General features: G+C 53.3%; 25 protein-coding genes and 9 pseudogenes. 14 read left to right on the top strand and 20 right to left on the bottom strand.

Annotated features, from left to right (window positions below; genetic code table 11):
- The first annotated feature begins 83 nt into the window (after positions 1-83).
- The 3 genes from IPK30_12150 (at position 84) to IPK30_12140 (ending at position 1,277) form a co-directional block, all read left to right on the top strand.
- Positions 84-401: a hypothetical protein gene (locus IPK30_12150; GenBank protein MBK8103973.1), complete on the top strand. Its 318-nt coding sequence runs from the start codon at positions 84-86 to the stop codon at positions 399-401.
- Entirely contained in the window at positions 340-726 is a 387-nt protein-coding gene (locus IPK30_12145; protein MBK8103972.1) for a hypothetical protein, read from the top strand. The genes IPK30_12150 and IPK30_12145 overlap by 62 nt, the downstream gene beginning before the upstream one ends.
- 296 nt (positions 727-1,022) lie before the next feature.
- Positions 1,023-1,277, top strand: a complete 255-nt coding sequence (locus tag IPK30_12140; protein MBK8103971.1) for a hypothetical protein — start codon at positions 1,023-1,025, stop codon at positions 1,275-1,277.
- Positions 1,278-1,920: 643 nt separating this feature from the next.
- Here the strand turns inward: IPK30_12140 and IPK30_12135 are convergent.
- The 4 genes from IPK30_12135 to IPK30_12120 form a co-directional block, all read right to left on the bottom strand.
- Complete coding sequence (locus IPK30_12135; protein MBK8103970.1) at positions 1,921-2,073, bottom strand: hypothetical protein; 153 nt, start codon at positions 2,071-2,073, stop codon at positions 1,921-1,923.
- Between the two features lie 957 nt (positions 2,074-3,030).
- Positions 3,031-3,186, bottom strand: a complete 156-nt coding sequence (locus IPK30_12130; protein MBK8103969.1) for a hypothetical protein — start codon at positions 3,184-3,186, stop codon at positions 3,031-3,033.
- Positions 3,187-3,518: 332 nt separating this feature from the next.
- Positions 3,519-3,671 (bottom strand): hypothetical protein, encoded by a 153-nt coding sequence (locus IPK30_12125; protein MBK8103968.1) that lies wholly within the window; start codon positions 3,669-3,671, stop codon positions 3,519-3,521.
- Positions 3,652-3,924 carry a hypothetical protein gene (locus IPK30_12120; protein MBK8103967.1) on the bottom strand — a complete coding sequence of 91 codons (273 nt, stop codon included), beginning with the start codon at positions 3,922-3,924 and terminating at the stop codon, positions 3,652-3,654. Before IPK30_12120 ends, IPK30_12125 begins: the two co-directional genes overlap by 20 nt.
- 115 nt (positions 3,925-4,039) lie before the next feature.
- Between IPK30_12120 and IPK30_12115 the strand changes: the two genes are divergently transcribed.
- Positions 4,040-4,213 carry a YdcH family protein gene (locus IPK30_12115; protein ID MBK8103966.1) on the top strand — a complete coding sequence of 58 codons (174 nt, stop codon included), beginning with the start codon at positions 4,040-4,042 and terminating at the stop codon, positions 4,211-4,213.
- A 35-nt stretch (positions 4,214-4,248) separates the two neighbouring features.
- Here the strand turns inward: IPK30_12115 and IPK30_12110 are convergent, their stop codons facing one another.
- The 5 genes and pseudogenes from IPK30_12110 to coq7 form a co-directional block, all read right to left on the bottom strand.
- A complete protein-coding gene (locus IPK30_12110; protein MBK8103965.1) occupies positions 4,249-4,533 on the bottom strand; it encodes a GGDEF domain-containing protein in 285 nt (94 codons plus the stop codon).
- 103 nt (positions 4,534-4,636) lie between these two features.
- Complete coding sequence (locus IPK30_12105; protein ID MBK8103964.1) at positions 4,637-4,840, bottom strand: GGDEF domain-containing protein; 204 nt, start codon at positions 4,838-4,840, stop codon at positions 4,637-4,639.
- 48 nt (positions 4,841-4,888) lie between these two features.
- Positions 4,889-5,224, bottom strand: a complete 336-nt coding sequence (locus IPK30_12100; protein ID MBK8103963.1) for a hypothetical protein — start codon at positions 5,222-5,224, stop codon at positions 4,889-4,891.
- Positions 5,199-5,375 (bottom strand): hypothetical protein, encoded by a 177-nt coding sequence (locus tag IPK30_12095; protein MBK8103962.1) that lies wholly within the window; start codon positions 5,373-5,375, stop codon positions 5,199-5,201. Before IPK30_12095 ends, IPK30_12100 begins: the two co-directional genes overlap by 26 nt.
- Positions 5,376-5,392: 17 nt before the next feature.
- Positions 5,393-6,051 (bottom strand): annotated as a pseudogene (gene coq7 / locus IPK30_12090) (2-polyprenyl-3-methyl-6-methoxy-1,4-benzoquinone monooxygenase).
- A 205-nt stretch (positions 6,052-6,256) separates the two neighbouring features.
- Here coq7 and IPK30_12085 point away from each other — a divergent pair.
- A pseudogene (locus IPK30_12085) lies at positions 6,257-7,035 on the top strand (DMT family transporter).
- A 311-nt stretch (positions 7,036-7,346) separates the two neighbouring features.
- On the opposite strand, the pseudogene htpX reads toward IPK30_12085, so the two are convergent.
- The 3 pseudogenes from htpX to IPK30_12070 form a co-directional block, all read right to left on the bottom strand.
- Positions 7,347-8,158 (bottom strand): annotated as a pseudogene (gene htpX / locus IPK30_12080) (protease HtpX).
- Between the two features lie 150 nt (positions 8,159-8,308).
- Positions 8,309-9,470, bottom strand: a pseudogene (locus IPK30_12075) (PilT/PilU family type 4a pilus ATPase).
- Between the two features lie 51 nt (positions 9,471-9,521).
- A pseudogene (locus IPK30_12070) lies at positions 9,522-10,553 on the bottom strand (type IV pilus twitching motility protein PilT).
- 208 nt (positions 10,554-10,761) lie between these two features.
- On the opposite strand from IPK30_12070, the gene IPK30_12065 reads away from it, so the two are divergent.
- The 3 genes and pseudogenes from IPK30_12065 (at position 10,762) to IPK30_12055 (ending at position 12,855) form a co-directional block, all read left to right on the top strand.
- Positions 10,762-11,580, top strand: a complete 819-nt coding sequence (locus IPK30_12065) for a pyrroline-5-carboxylate reductase (protein MBK8103961.1) — start codon at positions 10,762-10,764, stop codon at positions 11,578-11,580.
- Between the two features lie 19 nt (positions 11,581-11,599).
- Positions 11,600-12,191: pseudogene (locus IPK30_12060) on the top strand (YggT family protein).
- Between the two features lie 10 nt (positions 12,192-12,201).
- Positions 12,202-12,855: an HAD family hydrolase gene (locus IPK30_12055; GenBank protein MBK8103960.1), complete on the top strand. Its 654-nt coding sequence runs from the start codon at positions 12,202-12,204 to the stop codon at positions 12,853-12,855.
- Positions 12,856-12,858: 3 nt separating this feature from the next.
- On the opposite strand, the pseudogene aroE reads toward IPK30_12055, so the two are convergent.
- From aroE to IPK30_12015, 8 genes and pseudogenes are all read right to left on the bottom strand, one after another.
- Positions 12,859-13,680: pseudogene (gene aroE / locus IPK30_12050) on the bottom strand (shikimate dehydrogenase).
- On the bottom strand, positions 13,677-14,585 hold the full coding sequence (hemF, locus tag IPK30_12045) for an oxygen-dependent coproporphyrinogen oxidase (protein ID MBK8103959.1): 909 nt from the start codon (positions 14,583-14,585) through the stop codon (positions 13,677-13,679). The pseudogene aroE and the gene hemF overlap by 4 nt, the downstream one beginning before the upstream one ends.
- Positions 14,586-14,603: 18 nt before the next feature.
- Complete coding sequence (locus IPK30_12040; protein MBK8103958.1) at positions 14,604-15,161, bottom strand: Sua5/YciO/YrdC/YwlC family protein; 558 nt, start codon at positions 15,159-15,161, stop codon at positions 14,604-14,606.
- A gap of 13 nt (positions 15,162-15,174) precedes the next feature.
- The gene (locus IPK30_12035; protein MBK8103957.1) at positions 15,175-15,513 is read right to left on the bottom strand and encodes a YraN family protein; all 339 of its coding nucleotides are present in this window, start codon (positions 15,511-15,513) and stop codon (positions 15,175-15,177) included.
- A 37-nt stretch (positions 15,514-15,550) separates the two neighbouring features.
- Positions 15,551-15,970, bottom strand: coding sequence for a penicillin-binding protein activator (locus IPK30_12030; GenBank protein MBK8103956.1), 420 nt, complete (start codon positions 15,968-15,970; stop codon positions 15,551-15,553).
- A 106-nt stretch (positions 15,971-16,076) separates the two neighbouring features.
- A pseudogene (locus IPK30_12025) lies at positions 16,077-16,574 on the bottom strand (penicillin-binding protein activator).
- Positions 16,481-16,828: a penicillin-binding protein activator gene (locus IPK30_12020; GenBank protein ID MBK8103955.1), complete on the bottom strand. Its 348-nt coding sequence runs from the start codon at positions 16,826-16,828 to the stop codon at positions 16,481-16,483. The pseudogene IPK30_12025 and the gene IPK30_12020 overlap by 94 nt, the downstream one beginning before the upstream one ends.
- Positions 16,743-17,408, bottom strand: coding sequence for a penicillin-binding protein activator (locus IPK30_12015; protein MBK8103954.1), 666 nt, complete (start codon positions 17,406-17,408; stop codon positions 16,743-16,745). The genes IPK30_12020 and IPK30_12015 overlap by 86 nt, the downstream gene beginning before the upstream one ends.
- Before the next feature lie 21 nt (positions 17,409-17,429).
- Between IPK30_12015 and rsmI the strand changes: the two are divergent.
- The 6 genes and pseudogenes from rsmI (at position 17,430) to IPK30_11985 (ending at position 20,472) form a co-directional block, all read left to right on the top strand.
- Positions 17,430-18,276 (top strand): annotated as a pseudogene (gene rsmI / locus IPK30_12010) (16S rRNA (cytidine(1402)-2'-O)-methyltransferase).
- A 65-nt stretch (positions 18,277-18,341) separates the two neighbouring features.
- The gene (locus tag IPK30_12005; GenBank protein ID MBK8103953.1) at positions 18,342-18,824 is read left to right on the top strand and encodes a sulfatase-like hydrolase/transferase; all 483 of its coding nucleotides are present in this window, start codon (positions 18,342-18,344) and stop codon (positions 18,822-18,824) included.
- Positions 18,825-19,121: 297 nt separating this feature from the next.
- Positions 19,122-19,394, top strand: a complete 273-nt coding sequence (locus IPK30_12000) for a sulfatase-like hydrolase/transferase (protein MBK8103952.1) — start codon at positions 19,122-19,124, stop codon at positions 19,392-19,394.
- A gap of 140 nt (positions 19,395-19,534) precedes the next feature.
- Positions 19,535-19,855 (top strand): hypothetical protein, encoded by a 321-nt coding sequence (locus IPK30_11995; protein ID MBK8103951.1) that lies wholly within the window; start codon positions 19,535-19,537, stop codon positions 19,853-19,855.
- Between the two features lie 124 nt (positions 19,856-19,979).
- The gene (locus IPK30_11990) at positions 19,980-20,117 is read left to right on the top strand and encodes a hypothetical protein (GenBank protein ID MBK8103950.1); all 138 of its coding nucleotides are present in this window, start codon (positions 19,980-19,982) and stop codon (positions 20,115-20,117) included.
- Positions 20,118-20,139: 22 nt separating this feature from the next.
- A complete protein-coding gene (locus IPK30_11985) occupies positions 20,140-20,472 on the top strand; it encodes a class I SAM-dependent methyltransferase (protein ID MBK8103949.1) in 333 nt (110 codons plus the stop codon).
- The last annotated feature ends 261 nt before the right edge of the window (positions 20,473-20,733 follow it).

Here is a 20,733-nt window from a genome sequence, read left to right as displayed (position 1 = left end):
GAAGAAACGCGCGCACTGGATGCGACGCTCATTGCTAACGGCATCAGCAGCATCGTGCTAATGAAAAAGCCGCGCGCGCAGCATTGGAAACACTCTCAGCACTGGCCCAATCCTGCGTGCATCACCATTTTTGCGGCAGCGGCAACAACGGTGGCGACGTGTTATTTGCTCTTGGCCTCGCCAGAAAAAATATTTCTGCACACATTATTGCGGTCGGCGCGGCTGCAAAATTTTCGCCAGATACTTTACAAGCGCACGCCTACGCCACGCAAAACGGCGTGACGATTTCACCGCCGTGGCAGAACACTATGGATTTACCCAGCAAAGGCATCGTGGTTGATGCTCTACTCGGCACCGGCAGCTACGGCGCACCACGCCACGGCTTACGCCGCCGCGATTGATGCTATCAACCACAGCGGCCTGCCAGTGCTGGCGCTGGACTTGCCCTCTGGCATCGACGCCGGCGCCGGCTGTGCCGAAGGCGTGGCGGTGGCCGCGGATGTCACCATCACTTTTGTCGCACTGAAACGCGGTTTATTGACCGCCGACGCACCAGATTTCACCGGCCTCATTGAATACGCTGGTTTGGGTGCGGAGGAGCTAGACGCGCCGACGATCACGCACTGCGAGCGACTCAAACCCGGCACCTGCCAGGACGCACTGCCGCCGCGCCAACGCACGGCACACAAAGGTCTGTTCGGGCATGTGATGGTGATAGGCGGGTGACAGCCATGGGCGGCGCGGTGCTCGGCCACTGAAGGGCTGCGCGCCGCGGCTGGCTTAGTTAGCGCCGCCACGCGACCTGAACATGTGCCGGCTGTGTTGGCACGCCGACCGGAGATCATGGCGAAGGAGTGAACTCTGGGCGGGCTCTGGAACCGCTGCTCGCCAAACCCACGGTGCTGGTTGTCGGTCTGCCCAGGGCGCAGCGCGTGGTTCGAGCAGATGTTGCAGCAGGCCACCTTGAGTGAGCTGCCACTGGTGCTGGTTGACGACGCACTCAACACGCGTGCGCCGCCGAGGTGCGTGGTGCGCGAACCCCATCGCAGCGATTAGGTGCTGACCCCTCACCCGCCGAGGCCGCGCGCCTGCTGGGTATCAGCACCGCCGATGTTCAGCGCGACCGTTTCGCGGCCGTGCGCGCCCTGCAACACCGCCATGGCGGCACTGTCGTGTTGAAAGGCGCGGGCAGCCTGGTGTGCGGAGCGGGCGGCATGATTGGAGTTTGCAGCAGCGGCAACCCCGGCATGTCCTCCGGCGGCATGGGGGGATGCTAGCCGGCATCATCGGCAGCTTGCTCGCGCAAGACATAGCGCCAGAAATCGCCGCGCAATTGTTTTTGCCTGCACGCTGAAGCGGCGGATGCTGCCGAAGTAACAGGAAGAGCGAGCGCGGCTTGTTGGCGAGCGATCTCAGTGCGCAGTTGCGGGGTTTGGTGAATCCCTGAATGCCCCTACTGTTTCAACATCACATCTGAATAGTTCGGCGTTTGCCGGTGCGTCGGCGTAACTTTGTAGAAACACTTTAAATGTCTGCCACAGTCGTTCGAGCGACCAAAACGCCAGAATTCTGAGCACACGCCGCGGGCTAGGATAAAAACCCAATTAGCCATGCGGACAGCGTTGCTCAATTTGATACCGTAAAACCCTTTCTTACCAAGATACGTATATTCGTTAGCTACCACTGTCAACTTTTGCTGCATCTCGTTATTGATTCATGTTCACTCAGCGCCAATCAAAGAGCGGCGTTCCCGGCAGTGGAATAACCGTAAAGAAAAAGCCAAGGTCAAACGCTTCCTTTTAAAGCGAAATCAATACTGGCTTTGATTTCTTCTTTGTTTTCCGTTGGAACCCTAACATAAAAGCAGCGGTTACTTGCAATCCTTTGTCTGTAAACATTTTTATTGCATTGTTTGCTTTATCAACATAGATTCTTTTCAACCAAAAGCTGCAACCGCGGAGTTACCGTCTCAATGGCAATTGAAGCTGCATAAGCACCTGCTTCACACATTACATCCACAATTTCTTGGTCAATAATGTCGCCGCGCAATCCATTAGGAACTGCAAATTTCATTTTCCCAGGCCATCGCCTAGCACACTTCCCCCCATGATTGCATGCACCCTAGGCTTTGTGCAGATTAAAAATATCACCTCTATAGATATTCCATCAACACCATAGTTGTTATATAAATACTCAATCTGCAATCACTCGCCAATCATGTAAACAAATCTTTTTTGTAAAGATGTCGTGACAATAGGTGCAAAGATGAGGACACCCTCTTGAAGTAAACAGTGGCGAGTACCGCTTACCTTTCAAGTTGGCTGCGTGATTAGGGTGTTTTGCATAGCGATCAAAATCTACCAAATCCCAAGAAGGCATGGGCAAAGTATCTAAGTCTTGAACAAAATCCTTGTTTTTTGCTACACCGAATCTCCCATCTGGGCCAGTCGCCTTGAGAAACCAGGCAAATCAATTTCTAAATCCCGACTCAGAGTTAAGCGCACCAACGCTTCGGAAATACATTAACCAGGACCTCAAAACCCAATCAATGCTTTCTTCTTCACGCAAAATCTTTTCAGACGCGTTGAGCAAAACGGCCCACCAATCACCGTAACAATGGATTCATCAAACTGTTTTACAGTTTTTGAAATGAGATAACTTTTGTGCTTCCAAAAGTTTAACGCCGACATACCCACCACATCCGGTAAACCCCTCGCAACAGAGGCAACAGCTCTGATGCTGGCATTTGCTCAACTTCATATCCAGAATTTCCATCAACATGCTGTTGAAACGCGAATAGCTGATGTTAAATAGAGGATACCCGATCTGCGGGAGATTGCACTGCTCCAACAATTTTTTGATAGGGTTTTAACAACAAAACTTTCAAACGAGGCAACGACTGAAAATCCACACTGGATGCAATCACCTCACTATTTAACGCAGAGGAATAAATACTTCCGTATCAGGAGGCAATTTCATTTCAAACTCTGCGCATACTCCACAGCACCAGCGGCGCGAGTGGCTTCATGATCAGCCGCGACCAACGCAAGCGCTGGCGCAAATCTGCTTGATAGTCTGCAAAACTGTGCTGCGAAATTGCAGAATGTCTTGCGACTCAGCGGTATCCATCCAACTGGTGTAGTAGCGGTCGCTGCCGAGCATATCTCGCGGCAGAGTAATCCCCATGGCATTCAGTGCCGCACTTTAAGAATTGGTGTTGCGTGACACGGCTGTCTTCACCACCTCCCAACAACAAAACCTTATGCAAGGCGCGCGTTATTGATCGCATTGACCATTGCCAGCGTAACATCTTGTGGATGCAGATAATGCAAGGGATTGTCTGGCGATACGGCAACAATTTACGCATCATGGAACGATCCGGCACCCAAGGTGCGCGAATCTATCGACACCCCACGCGCAGCACACACCACGGAATTGCACTGGCCGCTAGCGCTTGCTCTACCTCCACTTTGTGCCGCGTGTAGTTGTCGTTGGCGCTACAGCATCGTCCGCCCGCATCAAACGCGTGGCTGGCTCAGGAATCCAAATACCGTTACGGAGGAGGGGTAAATCAGCAGAGGTTGTTTAACGCGCTGTTCAATATCCGCAATCAAACGCAGCGTAGCGTTGACATTGATGTCATGCGCGAGCTCAGGCGCGCGATCCGTCACTGGCGGCAATACCGCCGCGAGATGAATCACAGCGATGCAGCCCCTGCAACAGCGGCTTGAAGTCCACGGTGCGCAAATCGCCCCACACCAACTCGTCGTACAGTGTTTCAATGTTGGCAGCGACTTTGCGATTGACTGGGTTGTCGAGATCCATGGCCAGCACACGGAAACTCTGTCGCTTGAGTTCCGCCAACATCATCTGCCCTAAATTGCCAAACGCGCCAGTTACCAGCACAGTGCGAGCTGCAGTCATATCATGCGATCCCTAAATTAATTGACGGGGTAATTGTAAAGAAAATGATGACGGCCATGGTATCCGCAAGCCACGGCGTGTATAAGGTAACTAGTCGTGCTGCAAATCACTCCACATGGAAGACGAACTTCTCCTCACCCTGAACCGCCTGCGTGAAGAACACCGCATGTTGGATGATGAAATTTTTGGTGCTGTTGGAGCGCCCTTATTTCGACCAATTGCTGATGCAGCGCTTAAAAAACGCAAGCTGTGGCTGAAAGACACCATTACCCGCGTAGAAGCAAGTTGATTCCCGATCTGGATGCCTGAATAACATACGCATTTCTATTGCATATCGGGCGAATAATTGCAGATGTCCTTTTTTGCCGCATACATGGCGCGATCGGCAAACACGCGCAATTGATTGTCGTCGCGCGTGCGATCGGGATACATCGCCACACCCACACTCGCCGTTACCTGCATGCCCTTTGGGCAAGATGTCATACGGCTTGCCAATTTCATCGACAATACGCTGCGCCACAATATCAATCCCCGGCGGCGAAGCCACATTTCTAAAATCACCGCAAAATCATCGCCATCGCCACGCGCAATGGTGTCAGCTTTCGTAATAAGTTAAGAGGGGGATCAGCAATCTCGCACAAAATTATCGCCCATATCGTGGCAGGCGTGTCATTGACGGGCTTAAAGCCGTCCAAATCAATCATTAAGCCGGCTATGTTTTATTGCGATCACTGCTTGCGAGTGCGCGCGTGAGCTGGCTGCCAAACATCGAACGGTTAGCCAAGCCCGTCAAAGGATCGTGCGCCGCAAGAAATGCGTAGCGATCACGCTCGGCATCACGCTCCTGCTTCAAGCGCTGCGTAATCGCTTCAAACACCAACATCAAAAAAATAATAGCGGGTAATTCACCAACCAATGCGTCAAATGCAGCGTCGAGGCCAGAAAGATCGAGCAGTTGGGGAATTTAAACAGCCAGCGATCTATTCCCAATCATCGCAATGTGGCTGAGAAAAACGATACTAGACCACAACAAGCCGCTGTATTTCTCGCCTAAGGTGAACGCCAATACAATCGGAATGACCAACAGCGGCATGGCCGGCGACTCCAGCGGTCCGCCAGAAGTTGCCACACCGACAATCACACCCACATAGGTACATAACACGGTAATTTCTGCGCAGTGTTGATAGCGCTCACCGTTGCGCAACCAGTACAGCACCAATAAATAACCGCAGACCATAAAGATCAATAAGGTTATCGTGATAGCAATATTATTTTCAGAAAATGGCGCAAAAAATGACATACACCGATGTCAAGGCAATCAGCAGAATATACAACGAGGCAATGCCCGCCAAAATGCGGGCGCGATACAACACTTCGTGGTTATTCAAATAATCTTGGCTGATCAGACGATCAAACAACTTGGCAAAATCCCCTGCCAAACAACATGCCATTCTCCTACTGCGTTTACTTACACATAGCGACTGGTGCGCGTCATCAAACGCGATACCAAGGTCATCCTTTTTAATCGGTGCTGGAAATTGCGTACCGCCCGCCGCCAATGCCGCATGGCTGTGGCGTGCTTCGTCTTCCAACATCGTTTCAACAATGGCGCGACTTTTTTTCATCGCAAGGTGGCAGCGTTTGCAGATGTTCTTCCAGAAGTGTTCGCACACTTGATCTTCAATCGCCGACACAAAACCCAAACTGGTTTTATCGCCAATCAAACCGGCTGCCGCACGCAAACCAAACGACATGCCATACCACAGTGGATTCAAAACCGAGAGGTGTCCGCCCAGTTGTTTGACGCGCTCTTCACACCACGCCAGGTGATCAATCTTCTTCATCGGCCGCGCGTTCCATTTCCTCGCGCACGGCAGGCAGTTTGGCGGTCAGCGCTTGGCCTGGGTACAGAGCCTGCGCGCACACTTCGCCGGTATGATTTACACGCATCAAACCAATCGAACGCGCTGTTTCTTCTTTAGTCAGCGAGCACTCCGCCACTTGCAAGGCCGGCGTGGCGCGCAGCGCGGGGCGCGTGTCACCCGTCAGCGTGCGCAGGGCGCGATCCGCCGAAACCAGCAAATGATCCAAACCGGTGAGTTGGCGTTCGGCAATAGGTGGCAGCATGTGAATTTCCACAAAAATCTCTTGTGTTCCAGTCTATGCTTTTTTTGCCCAAAATAAAAAATTGGGGGCGGTGACCATCGCCCTTCCGCCCGCACAGGCAAACTCAGTCAAGGTTTCTCATGTCCTCCGCCTCCATGCGCAAAGGCTATTTGTACGGCTTTATTACGGTGTGTATGTGGGGGCAGGCTTCGTGCTGTTATCGCGTATGGCACAGGCCAGCGGTTTAAAACAGCTTGATATGACCGCCCTGCGCTTGGCACCGCGTCACTACTGCTATTCCCCGCGTGGCTGTTCTGGCAGCGCGTGCCGCTATTCACACTACAAACCTTGCTGCTAGCCCTGATCGGCGGCATTGGCTATGCGCTGTGTGCCTACTCGGCGTTTCATTTCGCACCAGCCTCACACGGCGCGGTGCTGCTGTCGGGCGTGCTGCCTTTTTTTGTCACGCTGGTGGCGTGGTTGTTACTCGGCGAAAAACCCAGTGCGCAGCGCTGGTTGGCTTTGAGTGTGATCGGCGGCGGCGTGCTGTGTTTGGCGTTTTACAGCTTGGGTGATTTACAAAACAGTTGGCCCGGCGATTTATTGTTGCTGGCATCCTCTTGTTTGTGGGCGATCTACAGTGTGCTGGCCAAACGCTGGGGCAAAACGCCGAAGGAAATCACCATCGGCGTCGGTTTGTTATCCGCGCTTATTTATCTGCCCTGCTATTGGTTGCTGTTACCGAAAGGCATACACGATGCCGCGTGGAGCGCCATTCTGCTGCAGGCATTTTTTCAAGGCGTGTTAGTTGTTGTAGTGGCCATGCTGACTTTTATGAAAGCCATGGAACAACTCGGCCCCACACGCTTGGGCGCAGTGATGGCAACCGTACCTGCCTTTGCCGGTATTGGCGCAGTGGTTTTTTTGGGCGAACCTTTTTCGTGGCTGTTGGTGCTGGGCTTGCTGCTCACTTGCGGTGGCGCATGGTTAGGCTCCAAAGGCTAGCAAAACACCGTATTTCCCGCAGTTTTTTGTGTTTTTTGTAAATTAGTTAGCGCATTCCAATTTTCTTTTCGATTATACGCAGCGTAGTAATCAGAAAGAGGATCGAGCAATGAAAGCCATTATTCCCGCATTATTTTTCGCCACCTTAGCTGCGCCCTCAGGCATTGTTAGCGCCATGCTGTTGGCTGCACTCGTGTTCTGGGTAGCATACGATCAGGAATCCGAAACGCGGATGGTCTACTGATTACCGTAAGAATTGCGAGCATAAAAAAGCGGGCATGCCCGCTTTTTTATTGCACCACACACAGCTATTAAAAGCTTGCACTCTCGCGCAATGCCGCGATGCGTTTTTCCAACGGCGGGTGGCTCATAAATAATTCGCCCAAAGTTTTGCTTTTGCCGTTGATGCCGAAGGCCACCAATTGCCCATCCAGCGTACTCTCGTGTGAAACCTTGAGGCGTTCCAAGGCAGCAATCATTTTTTCTTTGCCTGCCAGCTTGGCACCACCAATATCGGCACGGAATCACGCTGACGGAGAACCACGCCACGATGGTGCTGGCCACAATGCCAAACACCATTTCCAACACGAACACGGTCATCATGTAGGCGAAAGCACCACGATCGCGATCACCAATGAATTGCGCCACGACACGCGCCAAGAAAATCACAAAGGTGTTTACTACACCTTGAATCAAAGTCAGGGTCACCATGTCGCCATTGGCGATGTGTGAAACTTCATGTCCCAACACTGCTTCCGCTTCTTCGCGACTCATGTTGTGCAGCAGACCGGTGGAAACAGCCACCAAGGCGCTATCACGCTTCATGCCGGTGGCAAATGCATTGATATCGGGCGAGTCGTAAATTGCCACATCCGGCATGCCGATGCCGGCCTCCTGCGCTTGACGCTTCACCGTCTCTAGCAGCCAAGTTTCTACCTGTGCGCGGCTGCTCGATCACTTGCGCTCCCGTGGTGCGCAGTGCCATCCACTTGGACAGCATTAAAGAGATAACCGAGCCACCCATACCAAACACAAAAGCCAACAACAGCAGGCCGCCCATGCTGTTGCGCGAAAGCCCTAAATACGATTGCAACACGCTCAACACGATGCCGAGCACCAACATAATGGCTAGGTTGGTCGCTAAAAAATAGAACAATGCGTTTCATGAAAACCTCAAAGTGGATGCATAACCCGAAAATGGTGCGCCGAGCGCTTTTCAAGCGACTGGCAGCGTTGAGACAAAAAATAATAGGAAGAGTTCCCAACAAGCTGTTTAACGGCGCCGCACAATGCCGCCACTATTTTTCTTGTCATCTTCAGTTTGTTCTAAGCTGAGACCGCCCAGTCCACCAAAACCGCCACCGCCAGAATTTTCTTGCGCTAGCTTGATCATCAAACGCAAATCGTTGGGCGAATCAGCGTGCAACAGTGCATCTTCGTAAGTGATCTCTCCGGCATCGTAGAAATTAAACAGCGCTTGGTCGAAAGTCTGCATACCCAATTCCGTGGATTTTTTCATCAACTCTTTCAAACCGTGAACTTCACCTTTACGGATCATGTCGGAAGCAAGCGGCGTATTGAGCAGCACTTCGATAGCCGCGCGGCGACCGTTGCCATCCGGTGTAGGGACCAATTGCTGCGCGATGATGGCTTTTAAGTTCAGCGACAAATCCATCCACAGCTGCGAGTGCCTATCGGCAGGGAAAAAGTGAATGATACGATCCAAGGCTTGGTTGGCGTTGTTGGCGTGCAAGGTGCACAAACACAAGTGACCGGTTTCTGCAAACGCAATCGCGTGATCCATGGTTTCGCGTGAGCGCACCTCACCGATCAAAATAACATCGGGCGCTTGACGCAAAGTGTTTTTCAGCGCCACTTCAAACGATTCGGTATCAATCCCCACTTCGCGCTGCGTAACAATACAGCCCGCGTGTTGGTGAATAAATCGATTGGATCTTCGATGGTGATGATGTGGCCTTTGGAATTGCGATTGCGATGGCCGATCATCGATGCCAACGAGGTGGATTTACCGGTACCGGTTGCGCCCACAAAAATAATCAAACCGCGTTTGGTCATCGCCAATTCTTTGATCACTTCTGGCAACATCAAATCGTCAATTTGCGGAATCTTGGTTTCGATACGACGCAACACCGCACCCGCCAAGTTGCGCTGATAAAACGCATTGGCACGAAAACGACCGATGCCGCGCGCTGACACCGCAAAATTCAACTCTAAATTCTGCATGAACTCTTCGCGCTGCTTTTCGTTCATCAAACCGAGCACGACTTCGCGCGCGTCAATTCCGGCGTCAACGGCGTGTTGGTCACTGGCACCACTTTGCCGTTCAGCTTGATTGAAGGTGGAACGCCCGCGGTGAGAAAAAGATCGGAAGCACCTTTTTCTACCATCAATGCCAACAGTTTGCTGATATCCATATTGTTCTTACCTGAATAAGGGTTATTGCCAGAATAATGATTTGTTATCGATTAAAAGTTTTCTGGAATTTTCGCTTTTTCACGCGCTGCATCGCGCGAAATCAAACCTTTGACACCAAGTTCGTCAAACACTGATCCAGCGTCTGCATGCCCAACTGACCGCCCGTTTGAATAGCTGAATACATCTGTGCAATTTTGTCTTCACGAATCAAGTTACGAATCGCCGCGGTGCCGCGCATGATTTCGTGTGCCGCCACACGACCGCCGCCATTTTTCTTCAACAGCGTTTGTGAAATGACGCCTTGCAACGACTCCGACAACATCGAACGCACCATGGCTTTTTCTTCCGCAGGGAATACATCCACCACACGGTCGATCGTTTTTGCGGCTGAAGTGGTGTGCAAGGTACCGAACACCAGGTGTCCCGTTTCAGCAGCGGTCAGCGCCAAACGAATCGTTTCCAAGTCGCGCATCTCACCGACGAGAATAATATCTGGATCTTCCCGCAAGGCTGAACGCAGTGCTTCGGCGAAGCCCAAAGTGTCGCGGTGCACTTCCCGCTGGTTCACCAAACATTTTTTACTTTGATGCACGAATTCGATTGGATCTTCGATGGTCAAAATGTGTTCGTATTTATTGTCATTGATGTAATCGATCATCGCCGCCAGCGTGGTGGATTTACCGGAACCGGTTGGCCCCGTCACCAAAATCAAACCGCGCGGAATATGGCACAGATCTTTAAACACTTGCCCCATGCCCAGCTCTTCCATCGTCAATACTTTGGAGGAATGGTTCTGAATACCGCACCGGCGCCGCGGTTTTGGTTGAAGGCGTTGACGCGGAAACGCGCCACCCTGGCACTTCAAACGAGAAATCCGTTTCCCAAAACTCTTCAAAATCTTTACGCTGCTTATCGTTCATGATGTCGTAAATCAGCGCATGCACTTGCTTGTGCTCCAGCGCCGGCAAGTTGATGCGGCGCACATCGCCATCCACACGAATCATCGGCGGCAGACCGGCCGACAAGTGAAGATCCGAAGCACCTTGTTTGGCGCTGAAAGCCAGCAGTTCAGTAATATCCATAATGAAAACAACCTTGTGTTGAGAGTTAACCCACGGGACACCGGTACAACACCTGCATCCATGACGACAATCGCTGCCAATATAGCCAAGGTGCACGACCGTATACAACACGCCGCGCAGAAATGCGGGCGCGATGTGAACGCCGTCACATGACTGACCTGGGCAATTAGCGCTCGCTTATAATGCTGCGCTCTTTGGGAGGCACGGCATGACTCAACCCACTATTGGATTTATCGGCGCAGGCAATATGGCGGCCAGCTTGATCGGCGGCTTGGTCGCGCGCGGTTTTGCGCCACAGCAACTCTGCGCCGCAGACCCTAACGCCACCAACCTGCAAGCACTCGCCGCACAACATGGCATCCACGCCTGCACGAGCAATGCGGAAGTTGCGCAGCGCGCCGACATTCTGGTGCTAGCCGTGAAGCCGCAGGTGATGAAAGCGGTATTGGCCGATCTCGCGCCGTCTGTGCAGAACAAACACCTGATCCTCTCCATCGCCGCCGGCATCAGCATGGCCAGCATGGAGCAATGGCTCGGTGGTGCGCCCGCCGTCGTGCGTTGCATGCCCAACACCCCCGCACTGGTGCAGCAGGGCGCGAGCGGCTTGGTCGCCAACGCGCAAGTCAACGCCGCACAGCGCGAGCAAGCAGAAGCGATTCTGAAAGCTGTCGGCATTGCGTTGTGGCTGGACGATGAAGCGCAAATTGATGCGGTGACCGCCGTTTCCGGCAGTGGCCCCGCGTACTTTTTTCTGTTGATGGAAGCGATGATTGCCGCCGGTGAAAAATTAGGGCTCAGCACAGAAACTTCTCGCGCGCTCACACTGCAAACCGCACTCGGTGCCGCACAGATGGCGTGCAGCAGCGAGTTTGATCCCGCCGAATTGCGGCGCCGCGTCACTTCACCGGGCGGCACCACCGAACGCGCCATTGCACATTTTGAACAACAACATTTGCGCACGATTGTTGATGATGCCTTGCAAGCGGCCAGCACGCGCTCGCAAGAATTATCGCAACAACTGGCTTAATCCTTTCTGAGAATTCAACATGAATGCAATGGCACAAATTGGCATCCTCACCCTGCAAACCATCGGCGGCTTGTATTTGCTGGCGGTGGTATTGCGTTTTTATTACAAGCCGCCCGCGCCGATTTTTACAACCCGCTCTCGCAAGCGATCGCAAAATCACTACACCTGTCTTGATGCCGCTGCGCCGCCTCATCCCCGGCTTGTTTGGCTTAGATCTCGCCTGCATTGGATTGGCGATTGCCGTGCAATACCTCACCGTCATGTTAAGTTGCGTGTTGGTCGGCATTTTTAATCCGCTGATTGTGCTGCTGTGGAGTTTGATCGGCATCGCTTCAATGATTGTTTACATTTATCTCGCGTGCATGATTGTGATGATTATCCTTAGTTGGGTTGCGCCCTACACACGCCACCCCGCTGCGGTATTGTGTGTGCAATTGGTGCGACCGCTGTGTGCGCCTATCCAGCGTTTTATCCCCTCACTGGGCGGCTTAGACATTTCACCGATTTTTGTTTTTTTATTGCTGAATGCCGCGCGCGTGTTGATCAACAGCGCCGCCGCCAGCACCGGCTTAATGGGCGGCGCTAGCATGTTAGTGCCAGGCATGTTTTGATCGCGCCGTTATGACACTCGCTATTTTTGATCTCGACAACACCTTACTCAACGGCGACTCTGATCACGCTTGGGGTGAATTTATTGCCGATCTCGGCGTGGTCGATGCAGCAGAATACCGCGCAAAAAATGACGCGTTTTATGACGATTACTGTCGCGGCGAATTGGATATTTTCGCTTACCAGCGTTTTGTGCTGTCGCCACTCGCCCATCGCCCCATGCAAGAATTAGCACAATGGCATGCGCAATTTATGCGCGACAAAATTGCCGGCATGATTCTGCCCAAAGCTGTCGACCTCATTGAAAGCCATCGCGCACAAAATCACACTTTGATGATTATCACCGCCACCAACGCTTTCATTACTGCACCTATCGCGCAGCGCTTAGGCATTGATATTTTGCTCGCCACCGAGCCGGAGATACGCAACGGCGTTTACACCGGCGACATCAGCGGCACACCCTGCTACCGCGAAGGCAAAGTCGAGCGCCTCAACGCTTGGCTAAACAACAATAATGAAACCCTGCACGGCAGTTTTTTCTACAGCGATTCGCACAATGATTTGCCGCTGCTACAAAAAGTGGATAAGCCCGTAGCGGTTGATCCCGATGACAAACTCAAAGCCTTTGCAGAACAACACGGGTGGCAAGTGATGCGTTTGCGGTGAGCGTTAGGCTCGCAACCACTCCATAACGGCTTTGGTTTCTGGTCTTACACCGCGCCAGAGGTAAAACTTTCTGCCGCTTGCTCCACCAACATCCCCAAACCATCGGCGACTTGCGCACCGTGGCGCTGCGCCCACTGCAAAATGGCGTGAGTTCTGTGCCGTACATCATGTCGTAGCAGCAGGCGTTGGGATTGAGGATGGCGGGGTCGAGATCGGGCATGGCGCCCTGCAAACTGGCGGAAGTGCCGTTGATGACAATATCAAACGGACGCGCGAATTTGCAAACTGCTGGCGCGCAATAATTTTATTTCTTGCGCAGATTTACCCACAGAAAATCTTTCACCAGCGCTTCTGCTTTTTCCAAGGTGCGATTGGCAATGACAACGCGCGAGGGCTGCTCTGCCAATAGCGGCGCAATCACGCCGCGCACGGCGCCGCCTGCACCGAGCAACAGCACGCGCTTGCCGCGAATAATCCAACCTAAATTTTGCGTGATGTCGCGCAGCAAACCGGCACCGTCGGTGTTGTCGCCATAAATTTTTCCATCCGGCATTTTTTTCAGCGTATTCACCGCGCCGGCCGCTGCGGCGCGCTCGCTCAATACATCCACCAATTCAAACGCTTCCAGTTTGAATGGCACGGTGATATTGAGGCCGCAACCGCCGTTGGCAAAAAAATGTCTGGTGGTTTCAGCAAATTATTTGGCTCCACCAACTGCCGTTCGTAGAGCAGATCTTGCCGCGTTTGCTCGGCAAACGCGGTGTGGATCAGCGGTGATTTGCTGTGCGCTATCGGGTTGCCAAATACCGCATAACGATCGGTCATACCCACTCTCTTCGCACGATGTAATCGCTGTAGAGTTTGGCTTCTGGTGATCCAGCCTCTGGTTGCCAGTTGTAATGCCAGCTCACTAAAGGTGGTAGAGACATCAAAATGGATTCGGTGCGGCCGCCGGTTTGCAACCCAAACAAAGTGCCGCGATCGTACACCAAGTTGTATTCCACATAGCGCCCACGACGGTACAACTGAAAATCGCGTTCGCGCTCGCCGTATTTCATGTTTTTACAACGCGCCACCACAGGGCGATACGCTTCAATATAGCTGTCACCCACGGCGCGCAAAAACGCAAAACTTTTTTCAAAGCCCCAGGCATTCAAATCATCAAAAAACAAACCGCCGATACCGCGCTGCTCATTGCGGTGTTTCAAAAAGAAATACTCATCGCACCATTTTTTGTAATCGGCATACACATTCTTGCCAAACGGCTCACACGCCGCTTTTGCCGTGCGGTGCCAATGCACACAGTCTTCATCAAAACCGTAATAAGGCGTGAGATCGTAACCGCCGCCAAACCACCACACATCCGGCTCGCCGTCTTTGCGTGCGACAAAAAATCGCACATTGGCGTGCGAAGTGGGAACATAGGGATTTTCTGGATGGATCACGAGGGAAACACCCATCGCTTCAAACGCGCGCCCTGCCAATTCTGGACGATGCGCGGTGGCAGAAGCCGGCATGGAATCACCTTGCACATGTGAAAAATTCACGCCGCCTTTTTCAAATACTGCGCCGTTGGTAATCACGCGTGTGATGCCGCCACCGCCGCCACCTTCGCGCTGCCACGCGTCTTCGACAAATTTCGCACGGCCATCTTCCGCTTCTAAACCGGCACAAATACGATTTTGCACATCCAACAAATAACTTTTTACCGCAGCTACATCAACAGTCATCACACTCTCTCCAATTCATTAAGCCATGCGACAGATTTCGCCTGTCATTACATCGCGAATCTGCGTGGGGTTCTGCAAACCGCCAAGCGCACCGGGCAGCACAGCATCCAAGGTATCGCCAAAATTGCAGCGTACATCAAACACTGTGCGTGCCGGTTTTTTTCCCGCACGATTCGCCGATGTTGACACCAAAGCTCTACCAAACTGTTTGCACAACGCGGCTGCTAAGGGGTGCGCCGTGACGCGCACCGCCAGTGTGCTGCGTCCGCCGGTAATCCACGCGGGCGCTGCGCCGTTGTTAGGCACCAGCCAAGTATTCGGGCCGGGCCAACTCGCACGCATCAGCGCCAGCTTTTCTTCCGGCAAACCGCGCAGGTAGGGCATCAGTTGTTCAACATCGGCTGCAATAAGTATCACGCCCTTGCGCCAGCTTCGTTGTTTTAGCGCAAGCAATTGTGTAACAGCTTCTTCATTGTGCGGATCACAACCCAAACCCCATACCGCTTCCGTGGGATAGGCAATCACGCCGCCGCTGCGCAATACCGACACCGTACGCTGCAGCTGAAAAGTGTTCATTGAAAGTTTTCGTTCAGGCACCGAAAGCATTTTGTATCCACTCAAATTGCAGTGCATTATTTTCTGTCGGCCTTGCCGCGACAATATCGAAGCGACACGGCGCATTGCGCCACTGCGGATGCGCCAATAAAAACAACTGCGCGGTTTGCAGTAATTTGCGCTGTTTACTCGCCGTCACACTTTCTACCGGCGAACCAAAGTTATCACTTTTGCGAAAGCGCACTTCGACAAACACCAGTGTTGCACCTTCGCGCATAATCAAATCAATTTCACCGCCGCGCCGTTGAAAATTCTGCGCAATGGATTGCAGGCCTTGCTGCTGCAAATAGTGTTCTGCAGCGCGCTCTACCACTTCACCCGTGCGCGCGGCGCAGCGGCACCGCGAGGCATCAGAAACGCCCGTCAGCCGTGGCGGGCTGAGCGATGGGTTTGCCGTCTTGCATCACCGCCCACACCAAACTGCGCTGCACGCGACGATTGCTCATGCTCAAGTAGCCGGTATTGCCCGACACACGCAACGAGGCGTTGCCCGCCAGCGGTGACAGTTGTGAGAACAGTTGCTCGGCATCGGCACCCATCGCGAACAGGCGTCCGTTGGCATTATTCGGCACGGGAATTTTGGCTTCTTGCAGCGGCCCGCTGCTCACCTGCCAAGGCGACAGGCACACGCGCAGACCATTGGTGCGCACATCAACGCGACCGTCCAACACTTCCGCCGTCGCGTACACCGGCAGATCTTTGCCGCCGTTGCGTTGCAGAGCATCCATCACGGCTGCTGCATCTGCGCCGTTGCCACTGAAATACACCATCTCCGGCAGGGTTTGCCGGCGCGCATCTGCCCGCTCGCCAAATCCACGCCGAGCGCATCGGCGATCGCCGCGCTGTAATTGCCAGTGCCAGCCGCGTAGCGCTTTGCACCGCTTCACCACCCGTGCGCTGCCAAGCCTGTGTGAATGCCTGTGCCAAGCGTTCGCCGCGCTCGCCCTGCGGTGCAATCACCAAGGCACGGCGGTAGCGATTGGCGGCCGCTGTGGTTGCCACCTGCGCCACATCGTCATCGGGGTTGAGGCTGAATTGATACAAAACATCGGCGCTGCGCTGCTCCGGCGCGGTGTGGTTCAACGCCAGCGTCGGTACCGGCAAATTGGCTTGATTGGCCAATACTTGTACCTGTTCTTTTTCCAGCGGGCCGATCACCAGTTGCGCACCCTGCGCCACAGCTTGCTGGTAAGTATTGAGGATATCGGGCGAGGCGCTGGTATCCACCAAATCCACCTGCGGCGCGCCGCCACCGCCACTCATCTGCTGGTAGTGCATGCTCATGAAGCCATCGCGGAATGCCTGCCCCGCCGCCCCCACTTGCCAGTCAAGGGCGGTAACAAGGCGATGCGTTGTGGGCGAGCGCCGTTGGAAGTTTCACTGGCAGCGACCACCAACTCGGCGGGCATACTGCGATTGGCAGGGTGTGTGGCGTAACGGTTGCGCCAGCTCTGCACATCGGCGGCCATGCGCTCGCTGTTGCCTGCGTCTTCACGCTGAATGTGAGCAAGTGCTAACCATCCTGCTAATAGCTGATCTTCTTTAGAGTTGCGGCTGTCGGCGTTCTCTAAGAATTGCAGATCCGCCATCGACATCGCCAACAACAGCCGCCAAATGCTGGCCGACAATTCCGCTTGCTCTGCTCTCCGGCGTGTGCGCACTCTGGCTAATGCGCTCATGCAGTGCGTCCAGCATTTTGCCTTGGCGCTCAAACAAACGCGCACGCAGACTGTGCAGCGTGGCCGTCTGACTCTCGCTCAGCCCTTGGTTCAATTCAGGGGCAAGCAGCACACGCGCCGCATCGTCTACATGGCGCTGGTACAGTGCCCAATCGCCGTATTGCAGGCTGTACTCGATGCGCTGTGGCGGCGTAAGCGACTCAGGACGCAGTACCTCAAACACGCGCCCCATGCGCACATAATCACCCATTTGTTGATAGTAGGCCGAGGCTTGCAGAAAGAGGGTTTCGCGCTCGGGCGATTGCGCGGCTTCTGCGCGCTTGAGCAATTCAAATACCAAGTTGGTGTTGACCGCCTTCGGCTTGGCGCTGCCCTCAGAAGAAGACGATTGCTCTGCGATCTCGGGTATCGCACCGCTATCTGGCTTGGGCGCAGCACAGCTCGCCAAACCCATACTTATCAACAACATCAAGACAGCTGCGCCGCGCAGGCGCAAACGACAAGGTAGACAAGGTAGAATGAAAGACATCTTTGAATTCCGGTTTATGGCATGTCCACGGCAACCCTGTATCTGGTCGCAACGCCCATAGGCAATCTGGCCGACATGGTACCCCGCGCCCTTGCGGTTCTCCAATCCGTTGATGCCATCGCGGTGGAGGATTCGCGCCACAGCGGCAAATTGTTGCAGCACTTCAACATCAGCAAGCCGCTGATTCCCTACCAAGACCACAACGAGCGCGATGCCGCCGAGCGCATTCTGCATTTATTGCAGCAGGGCAAACGCGTGGCGCTGATTTCCGATGCCGGTACGCCCGCCATTGCCGACCCCGGCTACCGCTTGGTGCGTTTGGCACATCAGAATGGCGTGCGCGTGGAGAGCCTGCCAGGGCCTGCGCGGCCATCACCGCGCTGGCTGGTTCCGGCTTGCCTTCCGACCGTTTTTTATTTTGTGGATTTCTGCCCGCCAAGCAGCAAGCGCGTTGCACGGCTTTGCAGGTGCTGGCTGATGAATCCGCCACGCTAATTTTTACGAAGCGCCGCACCGCCTCGCCGACACCGTGCGCGATTTGGCAGATACATTTGGCGGCGCGCGCGAAATTTGTTTGGCGCGCGAATTGTCCAACAGTATGAAACCCTGTGGCTGACGACGCTGGCCGAACTGGCACAAGCGCTGGATGAAAGCGCGTGGAGGAGCGCGGCGAAATCGTGTTGATCGTGGCTGGCAACACGCAAAAAATAACGACCAAGGCGAAGACGATCGCATCTTGCAAATTCTGTTAGCTGAGTTGCCCGTGAAACAAGCGTCTGCGTTGACGGCGCAAATCACCGGCACATCCAAACGCGAGTTGTATCAACGCGCTGTGCAGTGGAAAACACAAGAGTATGACGATGCGTAGGTGCGTGTTTTTGCGCTGTTGTTGGTGAGCAACTTTTTGCACGCTGCCACGCTGCAAAACCGAATGTGCTATTAATTTTGCTCGATGATGCCGGCTACAGCGATGTTGCCGGTTTTGGGCGCAACGATGCGCCTACGCCCAATATTCAAAGCATCGCGCAGGAAGGTGTGCGTTTTACGCGTCACTATGCCGACAGCACTTGCAAACCCGCGCGCTTTGGCGCTGCTGACGGGCGTGAATCCGCACGCGTGGCGCAGAGCCCAGACTTTCGCGGCATGTCTCCTGATATCGTCACTCTTGCAGATGCATTGAAAACTAATGGCTACCACACGGCGCACATTGGTAAATGGCATTTGGGTGATGCCGTGCGTGGCGCATGGCCAGATCAAGGCTTCGACGAATGGTTTGGTTTTCTCAATCAATTTCAATTGAAGGCCCAGATGCAGAAGGTCAATTTACTAAGCGTCCCACTTATATCGATCCATGGCTGCAAAGCGATCACACACCCTACAACAATACCGAGGTCACCTGGAAGATATTCTGGCTGAACGCGTGGTCGCACAAATTAAAAAGGCAAACAAAACGCGCCGTGGTTTATCAACTATTGGCTGTTTGCACCACATCATCCCAGCAGCCTCTGAAGAATATTTAAAAAAAATTTCCCCGATACACCAGAAGGAAAATACCGCGCATTGCTCGCGCAAGCCGATGCGGAAATTGGTAAAGCGCGCTGCGAGCGCTGCGCGATACCCAACAACTCGATAACACCTTGATTGTGCTGGCTTCCGACAACGGCGGCACCAACCAAATGATGAACAACAATTTTCCTTACGCTGGCGTAAAAGGTGAATTCGCAGAAGGCAGGTTTTCGCACGCCATTGATAATTCGCTGGCCCGACAAACGCAGCGCAGGCAAAGCTATCGACGACATTGTGGCAATACAGGATATTTATCCCACTGTGCTCGCTGCAGCCGGCATTACACCCACCACCGCGCTGGACGGTGAAAACCTGCAGCCGTTGCTGGGACAACAAAAACTCAAACCGCGCAACTTGGTTTTTGAAATCGGCAGTCTGGGTTTGTTTAACCACAGCATCCTCAAGCCGATGGAGCGCTAGGGCACAGATAACATTTACCGTCAGTGGCGCGATAAAAAACGCCGCTGCAACTGCAGTACCACGCACTCGCTAACAATGGCCAAGCGCGCATTACAGGTGACGACTTTCGCCGTGCGCCTGGCTACGGCGCATTCAGTTTTGTGATTGGAGCAACGCTATCTCCTTCATCGCCTAACGGACCTCAAACCATCGCCGAACAAAAAGGTCTTTGGTCTTTAATCTACAACAGCGACAACACATTTTCCGTGCGCATTGGCAACGACACCGTTGTAAGTCAGCCTTGGAAAACGCCGCACGCAATAAAACCTGCACCGCCATTTCACTCACCAGCTTTTGCGATCACGCCTACCGCCGGACAGCAACAGCGCACAATGGCACTGTATGTCGGCGGCGAACTCTTGGATTGGCGGCAAGAAAATCCTGCAGAAATTGATGGCGATTTTCTGAACCCACCTGGATAGGGCGCGATGCACAAGGGCAACACGCTTGGCAGGGCTTGTTATCGCAACCACTATTCTTTAACGCACTGTTATCTGACAACAACAGTGCTGCCTTTGATCGCGGGCAAGATACCGAAAAGCGTATTTGCGCAACGACACCCAAATAATATGCGCCTGCAAATCCCGACAAAACCTCGCCGCAATTCACATGGTGAAAGAAGCTGGCTACGATGAATCCGCCAAAGAAATTATTGCATTGATGGCTGAGCGTTTAGGGCGCTGACTTCGCGACACGAATATTCTTGATGTGGGTTTGCGGCACGCGTTTTCTGCTTACGATCAACAACGAGGTGCCTGTCCCGTCAAAGCACACCGGCATTGATGTCGACGAAGAAATTATTGATTTTTTGCAAACAGCTGCAAGCCCTGTTGATGCGCGTTTTCATTATGCACACTGGCCGGTTCGCAACGCACTTACAACCCAGCAGGCGCGCCGCTGTCATTGCAAAACGCATTTGCCTGTTGCCGGATCGTTTGATGTGATTTGGCTGTTTTCTGTTTTTACGCATTTAGACCCAGATGATGCGGCAGCCATGTTGCGCATTTTGCGCCAACATCGCCTCTCACGGAAGAATTGATTTTTACTTGTCGCATCAACAACACAGTCGATGGCTTTGTGGACCGCATCCCAGAGCAACCCTGCTGCGGGCGGTGTTTTCTCAAACACTGATGGAAAAGATGATTATAGAAAGTGGCTGGACCATTGATCATTTTTATAAAATGATCCGCGCGATTTATTCGCAACTACTACATCTGCTCACCTAGGCGATAGCACTCAAGGCAACTCATCTTGCTCTAGGCTTTCTTCGCTCTCTTCACTTTCATCGGGTGCAGATAGC

Source organism: Cellvibrionales bacterium (genome assembly GCA_016713115.1).
Lineage (GTDB): Bacteria > Pseudomonadota > Gammaproteobacteria > Pseudomonadales > UBA7239 > UBA7239.
The sequence above is the reverse complement of the archived record's forward strand: the minus strand, read 5'-3'. Positions and strand labels throughout refer to the sequence as shown.

Bases quoted from the DNA above. Each gene is read 5' to 3' on its own strand.
- IPK30_12100 (MBK8103963.1), bottom strand. From the start codon at position 5,224: ATGTCATTTTTTGCGCCATTTTCTGAAAATAATATTGCTATCACGATA.
- IPK30_12055 (MBK8103960.1), top strand. From the start codon at position 12,202: ATGACACTCGCTATTTTTGATCTCGACAACACCTTACTCAACGGCGAC.
- IPK30_12065 (MBK8103961.1), top strand. From the start codon at position 10,762: ATGACTCAACCCACTATTGGATTTATCGGCGCAGGCAATATGGCGGCC.
- IPK30_11985 (MBK8103949.1), top strand. From the start codon at position 20,140: ATGTGGGTTTGCGGCACGCGTTTTCTGCTTACGATCAACAACGAGGTG.
- IPK30_12015 (MBK8103954.1), bottom strand. From the start codon at position 17,408: ATGTCTTTCATTCTACCTTGTCTACCTTGTCGTTTGCGCCTGCGCGGC.
- IPK30_12145 (MBK8103972.1), top strand. From the start codon at position 340: ATGCTCTACTCGGCACCGGCAGCTACGGCGCACCACGCCACGGCTTAC.
- IPK30_12120 (MBK8103967.1), bottom strand. From the start codon at position 3,924: ATGACTGCAGCTCGCACTGTGCTGGTAACTGGCGCGTTTGGCAATTTA.
- hemF (MBK8103959.1), bottom strand. From the start codon at position 14,585: ATGACTGTTGATGTAGCTGCGGTAAAAAGTTATTTGTTGGATGTGCAA.
- IPK30_12040 (MBK8103958.1), bottom strand. From the start codon at position 15,161: ATGAACACTTTTCAGCTGCAGCGTACGGTGTCGGTATTGCGCAGCGGC.
- IPK30_12115 (MBK8103966.1), top strand. From the start codon at position 4,040: ATGGAAGACGAACTTCTCCTCACCCTGAACCGCCTGCGTGAAGAACAC.
- IPK30_12095 (MBK8103962.1), bottom strand. From the start codon at position 5,375: ATGGCATGTTGTTTGGCAGGGGATTTTGCCAAGTTGTTTGATCGTCTG.
- IPK30_12135 (MBK8103970.1), bottom strand. From the start codon at position 2,073: ATGAAATTTGCAGTTCCTAATGGATTGCGCGGCGACATTATTGACCAA.
- IPK30_12030 (MBK8103956.1), bottom strand. From the start codon at position 15,970: ATGGTGTATTTCAGTGGCAACGGCGCAGATGCAGCAGCCGTGATGGAT.
- IPK30_12130 (MBK8103969.1), bottom strand. From the start codon at position 3,186: ATGGGGATTACTCTGCCGCGAGATATGCTCGGCAGCGACCGCTACTAC.